Annotated in this window: 6 protein-coding genes; 1 reads left to right on the top strand and 5 read right to left on the bottom strand. The window is 63.0% G+C overall.

Features of this window, described 5'->3' with window-relative positions:
- Positions 1 to 5 precede the first annotated feature (5 nt).
- The 5 genes from astB to AO268_RS08685 all read right to left on the bottom strand — a co-directional run bounded on the left by astB (position 6) and on the right by AO268_RS08685 (position 6,513).
- Positions 6 to 1,352, bottom strand: a complete 1,347-nt coding sequence (gene astB, locus AO268_RS08705) for an N-succinylarginine dihydrolase (RefSeq protein WP_099168448.1) — start codon at positions 1,350 to 1,352, stop codon at positions 6 to 8.
- A 185-nt stretch (positions 1,353 to 1,537) separates the two neighbouring features.
- On the bottom strand, positions 1,538 to 3,007 hold the full coding sequence (astD, locus tag AO268_RS08700; RefSeq protein WP_176561352.1) for a succinylglutamate-semialdehyde dehydrogenase: 1,470 nt from the start codon (positions 3,005 to 3,007) through the stop codon (positions 1,538 to 1,540).
- A complete protein-coding gene (gene astA, locus AO268_RS08695; protein WP_099168446.1) occupies positions 3,004 to 4,029 on the bottom strand; it encodes an arginine N-succinyltransferase in 1,026 nt (341 codons plus the stop codon). The genes astD and astA overlap by 4 nt, the downstream gene beginning before the upstream one ends.
- 50 nt (positions 4,030 to 4,079) lie before the next feature.
- Positions 4,080 to 5,099 (bottom strand): arginine/ornithine succinyltransferase subunit alpha, encoded by a 1,020-nt coding sequence (aruF, locus tag AO268_RS08690; protein ID WP_076962892.1) that lies wholly within the window; start codon positions 5,097 to 5,099, stop codon positions 4,080 to 4,082.
- Positions 5,100 to 5,292: 193 nt separating this feature from the next.
- Positions 5,293 to 6,513: an aspartate aminotransferase family protein gene (locus AO268_RS08685; RefSeq protein ID WP_076962893.1), complete on the bottom strand. Its 1,221-nt coding sequence runs from the start codon at positions 6,511 to 6,513 to the stop codon at positions 5,293 to 5,295.
- Between the two features lie 303 nt (positions 6,514 to 6,816).
- On the opposite strand from AO268_RS08685, the gene AO268_RS08680 reads away from it, so the two are divergent.
- On the top strand, positions 6,817 to 12,747 hold the full coding sequence (locus AO268_RS08680; protein ID WP_099168445.1) for a dermonecrotic toxin domain-containing protein: 5,931 nt from the start codon (positions 6,817 to 6,819) through the stop codon (positions 12,745 to 12,747).
- Positions 12,748 to 12,750 lie beyond the last annotated feature (3 nt).

The following is a 12,750-nucleotide window of genomic DNA, read 5'->3' as shown; positions in this document are numbered from 1 at the left end:
GGGCTTTAATTGATCTGGAAAGGATAAACCGCGCCCAGTTTAAGGATTTGCGTCAGTTCATCCAATGCCGTGCGACATTCGAGCAGCAACTGCGGGTCGGCCAGGTCGGTTTCGCGCAGGCTGTCGCGGTAGTGCTTGCCGACCCATTGGGTCAACGTTTCATACAGCGGCGCCGTCATGATAACCCCTGGATTGACCGCCGCCAGTTCAGCCTCCTTCAACGCCACGCGCAAACGCAGGCAGGCCGGGCCGCCGCCGTTCTGCATGCTTTGCTTGAGGTCGAAGACTTTCACTTCGCCAATCGGCCCGCCGGAACGGGTCAGGCTTTGCAAGTAATGCCAGACGCGCTCGTTGTTGTGGCACTCTTCGGGCACGATCAGCAACATCGAACCGTCGGCGCGGCTCAGCAACTGGCTGTTGAACAGGTAGGAGCGCACGGCGTCTTCGACGCTGACCAGGGCGCGGGGCACGCAGATCGCCTGGAAGTTGCCGCCGAGCTTGCCCAGCTTGGCCTGCAGTTCGGCGAGCATCTGTTCGGTATTGAGGAACGCATCCTCGTGATAGAACAGCACTTCACCGTTGCCCACCGCGATCACGTCGTTGTGGAACACCCCGGCATCGATCACCGCCGGGTTCTGCTGGCCGTAGACCACCCCGCTGTCCTGCAGGCCATGCAAACGGGCGACCGCCTGGGACGCTTCGAGGGTCTGGCGCGCCGGGTACTTTTGCGGCGCCGGGTAGCGGGTGTCGAACGCACTGCGGCCGAACACGAAGAATTCCACGCCCGCCTCGCCATAGTCGCGGCAGAAGCGGGTGTGGTTGGCGGCGCCTTCGTCACCGAACTGCGTCACGGCCGGCAATGCGGCGTGGTGGGCAAAGTGCTGCTGATCGGCAAACATCGCCCCCAGCACACGGCTGGTGGTCGGGTGCTCGATGCTGCGGTGGTATTTGCAGTTGAGGTTGGCGGCGGTGAAATGCACGCGGCCGTCGGCCGTGTCGGCACTCGGGCTGACGGTCGCGGCGTTGGCCACCCACATGCTCGATGCGGAACAACTGGCCACCAGTAAAGGCATCGCCTGCTTGGCCGCCTGCTGGATCACCTGGGCGTCGCTGCCGGCAAAGCCAAGGTTGCGCAATGCGGCCACATCCGGGCGCTCCTGGGGGGCGAGCACACCTTGCACAAAGCCCATGTCCATCAGGGCTTTCATTTTCGCCAGGCCCTGCAGCGCCGCCTCCTTGGGGTTGGAAGATTGCTGGCTGTTGCTCTGGGACGCGACGTTGCCGTAGGACAGACCGCCGTAGTTATGGGTCGGCCCCACGAGACCGTCAAAATTGACTTCACAGGATTTCATCGGCGAGGCTCCACGAACATCTGTTTTTATAGGCATCAATTTACTTGAATACACCACAAATCAACTGGGAGAGCAGGCTTGTGTGGGAGCTGGCTTGCCTGCGATGGCATCCCCTCGGTCTGGCTGAAAGACCGAGGTGCTCGCATCGCAGGCAAGCCAGCTCCTACATAAGCCTGCTCCCACATTTAGATCAGTGTTACGCCTGGGCTCAGTGTTGCTGGCAAGACCAGGCTTGAGGTCTCTAGCGAGGCCACCGGGTACGCACAATAATCCGCCGCGTAATAAGCACTGGCGCGATGATTGCCCGAGGCCCCTACCCCACCAAAGGGCGCGGTGCTCGCGGCGCCGGTCAGCTGTTTGTTCCAGTTGACGATACCGGCCCGGCTTTGCAGCCAAAATTGCTGGTAGCGCGCCTCGGAGTCCGACAGCAAACCTGCGGCCAGGCCGTACTGGGTGTTGTTGGCCTCGCTGATCGCCGCAGCGAAATCCGCGTAGCGAATCACTTGCAGCAACGGGCCGAACAGTTCTTCGTCCTCGCGCTCGGTCACGCCCGTCACGTCGATGATGCCCGGTGTCAGCAAGGCGGCCTGCGCCTGGGGCTGGGTCATTTCCAGCAACGCCACGGCGCCGTTGGCCAGCATCAGCTCCTGGGCCGCCATCAAGGCCTTGGCCGCGCCCAGGGAAATCACCGAGCCCATGAATGGCGGCGGTTGCTGGTCGAAGGCCCCCACTGCAATGGTCGCGCTGACGGCAACCAGGCGCGCCAGCAGTGCATCGCCCCAGGCGCCTTCCGGCACCAGCAGGCGCCGGGCACAGGTGCAGCGCTGGCCGGCAGAAATAAAGGCCGACTGGATGATGGTGTAGACCGCCGCGTCCACATCGGCCACCTGGTCCACCACCAGCGGGTTGTTGCCGCCCATCTCCAGCGCCAGGATCTTGTCCGGGCGCCCGGCGAATTGCTGGTGCAAGTGGTTACCGGTGCGGCTGGAGCCGGTGAAGAACAGGCCATCAATGCCTGGATTGGAGGCCAGGGCGATCCCGGTCTCCCGCGCGCCTTGCAGCAGGTTCAACACGCCCGCCGGCAGGCCGGCTTCGACCCAGCACTGCACCGTCAGCTCGGCCACTTTAGGGGTCAGTTCGCTTGGCTTGAACAACACGGTATTACCCGCGAGCAAGGCCGGGACGATGTGCCCGTTGGGCAAGTGGCCCGGGAAGTTGTAAGGGCCGAATACCGCGACCACGCCGTGAGGCTTGTGGCGCAACACGGCAGTGGCGTCGCCCAGGGGACCGCTCTTCTCGCCGGTACGTTCGCGGTAGCTTTGCACCGAGATCGCGATTTTATTGGCCATGCTGGTGACTTCGGTGGCCGATTCCCACAGCGGCTTGCCGGTTTCCTCACCGATGCAGTGGGCGATTTCATCGGCGCGGCTTTTCAGGGTGGCGGCAAAGGTTTCCAGCACGCCGATGCGCTCTTCCAGCGGGCGCCCGGCCCAGGCCGGGAAGGCCTGGCGTGCGGCCTGCACGGCGGATTCGACCTGTTCGACGCTGGCGCCATTGCCAGCCCAGACCACGTGCTGGGTCACCGGGTTCAGCGACTCAAAGCGCTCACCCTGGCCAGCCAGCCAGCTCCCTGCGATATACAGCGAATTCATTATTTCGACTCCCGGGCAGCAGACAACGGTACGGCACGCACTTGATCACCGGCCACCAGTTGCAGGCGCTTGGCGGTCAGCGGATCGACCACCAGGGTGCCGGCAGCCAGGCGCGCCGGCGCGGCGGTAATGCGGCACTCTTCACGTTTACGGTTGTGCATCAAAAACGGCGTGGCATCGTCCCCCGGCGTGCCGATAGCCAGCACCAGCGCCTGGCTGTCACGCACCGCGCGGATCTTGCTGGTCTCACACTCCACCGCAGGACCCGCGTCGAAGATATCGACATAGCCCTGGTAGCTGAAACCCTCGCTCTTGAGCATGCTCAAGGCCGGCTCGGTATCGGGATGAACCTTGCCGATCACGTTGCGCGCATCTTCAGACAAAAAGCAGGTGTACAGCGGGAACTTGGGCATCAGTTCGGCGATAAACGCCTTGTTGCCCACGCCGGTGAGGTAGTCGGCCTGGCTGAATTCCATCTTGAAGAAGTGCCGGCCCAGGCTCTCCCAGAACGGCGAACGCCCGGCGTCATTGGACACCCCGCGCATCTCGGCGATGATTTTGTTGCCAAACAGCTGCGGGAACTCGGCGATAAACAGCATCCGCGCCTTGGCCAGCATGCGGCCGTTGAGGCCGTTGCGGTAATCGGCGTGCAAAAACAGCGAGCACAGCTCGGAGTTGCCCGTCAGGTCGTTGGCCAGGAACAGCGTGGGGATCTCGCGGTAGATATTCAGCTCCTGGGAGGCACTGACCGTCAGGCCGACCCGGAAGTTGTACCACGGCTCACGCAGGCCCACGGCGCCGGCAATGGCGCAAATCCCCACCACGCGGCCTTCGTCGCTTTCCAGCACAAACAGGTAGTCGGCATCGCCGCGCCCGGCTTCGCCGCGAAAAGTCTTTTCAGCCCAGCCCACCCGGTGGGTCAGGCGCTCTTCGTTGGCCGGCAAGGTGGTGAGACCGGTGCCGGTGCTGCGCGCCAACTCAATCAGGGCCGGTAAATCGCTGCTGCGTACGGGACGAACGATCATGCTATCTCCTCAGACGGGCCGCTGTGCAGCCACCCGCGAAACTCTGCTTTTTAAACCGCTACCAGGCGCACGCTGGCGCCTTCGCCGACGCCCAGGGCTTCGGCCGCTTCCAGGTCCAGGGTCACTGGCTTGCCCGGCGCGTAGTCCAGTTCCAGCATCACCGCACGGTAATCCTGCAACTGCGCATTGCTCACCAGGTACTGACGGCCAACGCCCTTGACCATCTCGCCGATCTTCACCGGCACCACGCGGCTCTGGGCAATCGAGCGGATGCCCGAGACCCGTGCATGCAGGGTCGGGCCACCGTCGAAAATGTCAATGTAATGGTCGGTTTCAAAACCTTCGCGCATCAGGATGTCGAAGGTGATCTGCGCACGCGGGTGCACCTGGCCCATGGCTTCCTGGGCTTGGTCGGGCAACAGCGGCACGTAGATCGGGTAATGGGGCATCAGTTCGGCGAGGAAGGTGCGGCTTTTCAACCCGCACAGGCGCTCGGCGGCGGCGTAGTTGAGGTCGAAGAAGTTGCGGCCGATGGCGTCCCAGAACGGCGAATCACCGTTCTCGTCGCTGTAGCCGACAATTTCGGTCACCACCGAGTCGGCAAACCGCTCGGGGTGGCTGGCGACAAACAACAGGCGGCCACGGGAGTTGAGTTCCGACCAGGCCGACCCCACCAGCTCCGGCACCACGTAGAAACTGGTCAGCAAGCTGTTGCCGGTCAGGTCGTGGCACTGGGACAGGACGTGGATTTTGTTGTGGATCTTCAGTTCACGGGAGGCGTGGACGAACGTCTCGTTGCGAAAGCTGTAGAACGGCTCGGAATAACCGGCCGAGGCGACGATGGCCGAACAGCCCACCAACTTGCCGGCAACGGTGTCTTCGAGGACAAAGAAATAGCTTTCTTCGCCGTTGAAACTCACTTCAGCGGCGAAGGAAGCTTCGCTGGCGGCAATTTTGTCGCTCAGGCGTTCAACGTCATCCGGCAGGGAGGTGACACCAATCGGGCTGTCCGCAGCCAGACGCTGTACCTCGCCCAGATCAGCCATTTGCGCGGGGCGCATCACCAGCATGGTGTCACTCCTTAACTCGAAAACTTCATAAAAAATATCGGACATTGAACCTGGAATCACCCAGGTCCCAATGTGGGAGCGGGCTTGCCCGCGATTGCGGTGGGCCAGTCACAACAACATCGACTGACAGATCGCTATCGCGGGCAAGCCCGCTCCCACACTTGATCCGGTTCGGCAGATAAAGGTGTATCTGTCAGGCTTGTGTTAGCGCTTTTACCGCACGTTCAAAACGGTCCAAGCCTTCGGTGATATCCGCCTCGTCCACCACCAGGCTCGGCGCAAAGCGCACCACGTCCGGGCCGGCTTGCAGGATCATCAGGTTTTCTTTCTCGGCCGCGTTGAACACGTCCTTGGCCTTGCCTTTGAACGCATCGCTCAAGACACAACCGAGCAGCAGGCCCATGCCACGTATCTCGGTGAAGATGCCGTACTGCTTGCCGATCTGCTCCAGGCGGGCCTTGAACAGGTCATGCCGGGCGTGGACACCCGCCAGCACTTGCGGGGTGTTGATCACGTCGATCACCGCTTCGCCCACGGCACACGCCATCGGGTTACCGCCATAGGTGGTGCCGTGAGTACCGACCACCAGGTGCTTGGCCAGGGCGTCCGTGGTCAGCATCGCGGCAATCGGGAAACCGCCGCCCAGGCTCTTGGCGCTGGTGAGGATGTCCGGCACCACACCGTAATGCTGGTAGGCGAACAGGTTGCCAGTACGGCCCATGCCTGTCTGCACTTCGTCGAACACCAGCAGCGCGTTGTTGGCGTCGCACAAGTCGCGAGCCCCTTGCAGGTACGCAAGCTCGGCCGGCATCACGCCGCCTTCGCCCTGGATCGGCTCCAGCACCACGGCGCAAGTCTTGTCCGACACGGCGGCTTTCAGCGCGGCCAGGTCGTTAAAGGGAACGTGGGTGATGCCGGTGATTTTAGGACCGAAACCATCGGAGTACTTCGACTGGCCACCGACGTTGACGGTAAACAGGGTGCGGCCGTGGAAGCTGTTGAGCGCGGCGATGATCTCGTATTTCTCACTGCCGAAACGGTCGAATGCCACACGACGGGCCAGCTTGAAGGCGGCCTCGTTGGCTTCGGCACCGGAGTTGCAGAAGAACACCCGCTCGGCAAAGGTGGCGTCGATCAGCTTGTGGGCCAGGCGCAGGGCCGGTTCGTTGGTGAAAACGTTGGAGACGTGCCACAGCTTGTTGGCCTGTGCGGTCAGCGCACTGACCAGCGCCGGGTGGGCGTGGCCCAGCACGTTCACTGCGATGCCACCGGCAAAATCGATCAGCTCGCGACCCGACTGGTCCCACACGCGGGAACCTTCGCCACGCACAGGGATAAAGGCGGCAGGGGCATAGTTGGGCACCATGACCTGGTCGAAATCGGCACGTTGCACCGGGGTTTGCTCAACGGACATCGGAGTCTCCTGAAGAGGAACGCCTGCCTGGAACTGGCGGGCGATGCAGGGATTGTAAGGACAGTTTTCAGTGCAGCCTTGCCGCCAAGCGACAACTTCTTATAGCGCTAACCCGCGATGTGCGTGGGTTTACGCCAATGCGACAAATAGCGTCGCAATGGCGCAGTTTAAACCGTGCGCCCACTCCGTGGGCAGGTGATCTTCGCAACGGCGCCCAAGCATACCGCAGCAACTATCTACCGCCGTCGGTCGGGTGCCGACTGGTCTGCTGGCAAGACATTAACCGCGTCAAGGACCGACCCCATGCCTCTGCCCCACCTTCCTGCCCCAGCCACCCCCCAGGCGCACCACGCCATCCTCGCCCAGGCCATTCCTCGCTGGCTCGGGGACGCCACCCCCGCCAGGCGCTCGGCCCTGCGCGAGTTGGCGCCGAGCTTCCCCGACTGGTACAAAAACGCCTCGGCCGCCCAGCATGAAACGCTCAAGCGCCTCAACAGTGACGCCTGGACCCGGCAGAACCAAGTGGACAAGGCCCTGGCGGGGCTCAAAAGCCCTGAGACCTTCGGCGCCGAGCTGCTGCAACCGGCGCTCAAGCGCCACTATGGCCTGGATCTGGATGTGCACAGCACCTGGCTGCAACTCTATGTCCCGCTGACCCTCGCCGGGTTCCAGGTCAAGGCCGGTGCTGCGCGCACCTGGAGCGTGTCCGTGCTGCAGGCCGCCCTGCATAACTTTGAACCTGCCGAAGCCGAGCCCGGGGCCTACCAGCAGCACTCCGGCTTCAGCACCCAACCCAATGCCGCCGGGCACTTCCAAAGCCTGCCGGCGGTTGATGCAAAAATCAGCATCGCGCAATTCGCCACCCTGTGCCGCGACCTGGATATCGGTGGCCGCTACCAGCGCTATCTCCATGACTATCTGGGGCTGGCCAACCCCGTGGCCAGGGCCGTGTTGCAGGCACGGGTGACGCAAAGCCTGACCAGCGCCCTCCATCTGGTGCTGTACATGGCACTGCTCAAGGGCGATCTCCCACAAGCCGGGTATGACGCAATGCACAGCCTGATCAATCACGGCCACTCGCGCCCGGCACTGATCGCCCACGAGCTGGTGATCATGTCCAGCCGCCTGAGCGGGATCGTCCTGTTTGCGCAGCACCTGGAGACGAGCCGCGAGGTGGTGCCGGTGATTGTCTATATCCCCGACGACCCGCAACACCCAATCAAGCAATATGCCAGCGCCCAGGCGTTTGTCCAGGCGCTCAGCGCACGCCTGCGTTCCACGGACTTTCAACAATTCTTCAGTCGTTTTGTCAGCCACGCCGATACCGGCCGTTTTTTTGCCGACCTCACCCGCCGCCTCTCCGAAGTGACCTGGCATCCCCATACGCCAGGCGACCCGCTGCCCAGTTGGCGGGCAACCGATGTGGAGCGGCCCAACCTGCAAGTGCGTGGCATCCCCATCAAGCAGCCGCTGTTCCAGCATCTGCATCAGATGAAGTTGAGCAAACTGCTGGACGATGCCAGTAGCCAGGCGGTGTCCACCGCCAGCGTCAACCAGCAAGCGCGCTGGGAGCGCTGGGACCTGGTGCAAAAAATCGCCTCGGTGGTGCTGCAAGTGGCCACCTTGTTTGTCGCACCGTTTGTTGCGCCGCTGGGTCTGCTGATGCTCGGCTACACCGCCTATCAACTGCTGGACGAAGCCTTTGAAGGGATCATCGACTGGTCTGAAGGCCGGGTGCAGGAAGCCTTTGTGCATGGCATGGGGCTTGTCGAGCAAGTGGTGCAATTGGGCCTGTTTGCCACCGGAGTCCCCATCGCCCAGGGCATTCTGCGCAAGGTACTGCCGGTTGAGAGCCTGCGCTTTATCGACAGCCACACACCGGTGACCACACCCGACGGCAGCGCCCGCCTGTGGCACCCTGACCTGGCCCCCTATCGCCACGCGCGCGTACCGCCCAAGACCCTGCGCCCCGACGCACAAGGCCTGTACCGTTACAACGGCAACAACCTGTTGCGCCTGGACGACGGCCACTACAACCTGCGGCAAGACCCCTCCAGCCAGCGCTATTTCATACAACACCCGACCCGGCCATCGGCCTATCAGCCGGCGGTGATGACCAACGGCCAGGGGGCCTGGATCACGGAACTGGAGCGCCCGTTGAGCTGGGACAGTGCCACCTTGATGCGCCGTCTCGGCTACCAGACCGACGGCCTCAGCGACGCCCAACTGCAACAGGTGCGCAGCGTCAGCGGCACCCATGACAACGCCCTGCGCAGCATGCACCTCAACCATCAGGCACCTCCGCCGTTGCTGGCCGACAGCCTCAAGCGCTTTCAGATCGACCAGTCCCTGCAAGACTTCATCACGCAGTTGAACAGCAACGACCCCATGATTTATCGCCAGGCCGACCCCCAGACCCAGTTGCAAGTGCTGACCGGCTCCGGGTTATGGCCTGCCTCCAGGACCTTGCGCTTTCTCGACCCCAGCGGCAAAACCCAATGGGAGTTTGCCGGCCGCCCAGGGGCGAGTGTGGTGCAAGTCCACGAAGCCCAACTCAAGCGTGGTGATTTACTGCACATTCTGCTGGAAAGCCTGAATGAACCGGAACGCAAGGCACTCCTGGAAGAGCCTGCCGAGCTTGCCACGCCTGACGCCCACCTGCGCGTCGCCGCCCTGCGCCAGAAAATCGCCCGGTTTGCCTACCTCAAACGCTTCGCCCTGTTCGACTCCCATTACCGCACAGCAGAACGTATCCAGACCCCTTCGCTGCAAAAAATCATCGACGCGGCGCCCGAGCCCGGGTTGCCCACCAGCGTCGCCGAGGAACTGCTGGCCGGTGCCAGCGGGGAAGAATGGCGACAAATCGACCAGGGCACGGTGCCTGCGCGCATTGTTGCGCAGGCGGCCTCGGCCCAATTGGATGTCCGCACCACCCGGGCCTACGAGGGGCTGTATCTGGACGCCATCGACAACCCGGACACACACCTGCTCAGCCTGTTATCCCTGGAACGTTTGCCCGGATGGTCGACCAACCTGCGCCTGGAGGTCCGCCAGTACCGTATCGACGGCCCCTTGCTGGAGGCGATCGGGAGCGCAGAGGCGCCGACCAGGCGCACGCTGGTCTACACCGAAACAGGCCACTACACCGCGCACGCCGACCAGGGCCCGGGGTCGGCCGAGAGCGATTTTTACAACGCAGTGCTCCAGGCCCTCCCGGACCGCCAGCGCCATGCCCTCAACCTCCAGGCAGGCCAGGGCGAACGCCTGCGCCAAGTGATTGGCGAATATGCCGTGGATCGCGATCAGTTGCGCGGCTGGCTGCACAAAGACCTCTATCGCAAACCCACCTATGACCCCCAGGTCATGCGCCTGCGTGGCGGCATGGACGGCTACCAGGCCGCCGGCCCTTCCCAACCGGCCGCAACCCGACCGCCCACCCTTGAGGAGCGCGCGCACCACCTGCTGCCCAGCCTCAACCCACAACAGATCGCCGAAGTGGTGCAAACCCTGGAAGACCGGCCAACAGGGGCCCTGGCGACCTTGGCCACCCTGCAAGCCGAATACAACAGGCTAGACCTTGAGCTGGCCATCTGGGAGGCCATGACACCGGCCTTCCACCCCTTGAGCGAAACCCCGCTGGCCCCCCAGGAATATCAGTACGCTCGCCGCAATCGCGCGCTGTGGGCCCAGGAAATCAGACGCGGCTGGCGCCAGGAAACCGAAATCGATCACTACCACGAACCCCTGACCCTCAATGGCCACAAGCTGCAACTGACAATCCCCATCTACGGCGAGTTGCCCAGGCTCACGGCGCGTTTCGAGCACATCAGCCTGCTGGAGATGCAGGGCGAACACACACCCTTGCAGGTCAATGACTTCTTGCAACTGTTCCCCCGGCTGCGGCACTTGAGCATCAAGCAGTTTGCCCTGGGGCACCTGCCACCGAGCATCCCGCAATTGCCCAACCTCACCGCCCTGGTCTTAAACACCTGCAATATCACCCTGACCGAAGAAAGCCAGGCAGCCCTCAGCGGCATGACCCGCCTGATGACCCTGGACCTGTACAACAACCCCCTGGGCTTGCCCTTCAGCGTCGCCAACATGCCCGCCCTGCAACACCTGGACCTGAGCCACACCGGCTTGCGTGAACTGCCGGCGGACATACTCAGCCGCCCGCAGCTGGAACTGGTGGTCCTGTCCAACAACCAGATTCGCGAACTGCCGGCCGCGCTCTTCAATTTGCCGGCCGATACCAGCCGCAAGTTCGATCTTTCCGCCAACCCGCTGTCACGCCCCATCCTGGAACAGCTCAAGGCCTATTACCAAAGGACCGGCGGCCACTGGGAGATAGAAGCCCCCAGCGCGGATGTCGAACTGGCCCAGCGCCTGTACCCCACCCTCAGCAACGAAGAGATCAATCACTTGATCCTTGGCCTGCCGGGCGACCTGGAGGCCGGAAGGGTCGCCCTGCAACAGCTGGAGAGCGAATACCCAATGATCCGCCAGGACCTGACGCCCTGGGCCGAGGATGAACAGGTATCGACCCAGGAGCGCACCTACCGCTCACTGTTCCTTGATACGCTTGAGGCGGCCTGGCGCCGTGAAACCGAACTGGATGCCGATGCCCAGGGCGGCGTACCGCGCTTCACCCTGCGGCTGGCTTACCCCATCAGCGGCACGCTGGCGGCCATGCGTACACCGTTCAGGCACATCTCGTCACTGAGCCTGACCGGCAACGGGGCCGCCCTGCAGGTGGATGAGTTTTTGCGCAGTTTTACGGGACTGGAGCGACTGTCCATCGACCGCTACACCCTGGTTCACCTGCCCAAGACCATTGCCCAACTGAACCGACTGACCCATCTGCGCCTGGACCGCTGCGCCATCGAAATGAACCCCGCCAGCGCCCTGGCCCTTTCCGGCATGCCCCAGCTCAAGCACCTGGACCTGGCCAATAATCGCCTGGCCTGGGTGCCGGACTTCAATCGCCTGACGGGGCTGACCAGTGTGTCGCTGAGCAACACCGGCCTGCGGGAGATTCCACCGGCGCTGCTCTCCGGCAGGGTCTTGCGAAGCCGGGTAGACCTGAGCCATAACGCCATCGAGCGGATTCCCGAAGCCGGGTTCAAGTTGCCCGCCATCGTTGCCGCAGCCTTTGATCTATCGGGCAACCCCTTGTCCGAACAAACCCTGGTACGTCTCAAGACCTATTGCCAGCGCACGGCCGAACACTGGAATGTCCAGGCGCCCCAGCCGCAACTGCAACAGCTCCAGGCGCTGTACCCACGGCTCGACACCCGTGAAGCCAGCCGCCTGTACTTCCAACTGCCCGGCGACCTGAACAACGCTCCCGCCGAAGTCGAGCGCCTGGCCCTCGAGTACCCACAGATGCAAACCCAGCTGCAGGCCTGGGCCCTCGACATCCCGCAAAGGGACCCTCTGCTCGACACCGTGCTGGATGAAGGCGCCCGGGCCGAAGAACAGATCCGCCGCCTGCACTTCAAAGACCTGCTCGAACGCTGCTGGCGGCGGGAAAGCGAACTGGACGACTCCAACAGCGTCATCCGCCGCAGCTACAAGCTGGTGTTTCACGGGCAACTGCTGGGGGACATGCCCCAGCTGAACGCCCGGTTCAACCATGTGAGCCTGCTGGAAATCATCGGCGACGGCACCAATCAACAGGTCGATGGATTGCTGCGCTGCCTTCCCAACCTGATCAACCTGACCCTTGAGGGCCACGCATTGCTCGACATCCCCACGACGGTGTTCAACCTTCCACGCCTGCGCTACCTGAAGCTGGCGGACAACCAGATCCGCCTGACGCCCAACAGCCAGGAACAGCTCTCGCGCCTGGTCCACCTGGAATACCTGGACATGAGCGACAACCCGCTGACCCTGTTGCCGGACCTGCGCAACCTGACGCGCCTGAAGTCAATCTACCTGCACAACTGCGAGCTGGTACAAGTGCCGGAGGGGGTGTTCAGCCTGGGTCGCCTGCGGGTGCTGGACCTGAGCGACAACCAAATCACCGAACTGCCCAGCGACCTGATGGAGATGCCCTTGCCACTCAACGATGACTCTGACTTGAGCGGCAACCCATTGTCCGAGCAGAGCCTTGAGTTGCTGCGCAACTATTACCGCCAGACAGGCTACGAACTGGGTGTGGAAGAGGCAATGTTCGACGCGTTCGGCATAGAACTGCCCGCCCCGGGCACGCCGAGGCCAATGGAGGAATAAACC

The sequence above is a fragment of the Pseudomonas sp. ICMP 8385 genome (assembly GCF_002699915.1).
Classification (GTDB): Bacteria; Pseudomonadota; Gammaproteobacteria; order Pseudomonadales; family Pseudomonadaceae; genus Aquipseudomonas; species Aquipseudomonas gessardii.
This window is presented reverse-complemented; position numbering and strand designations above follow the sequence as displayed.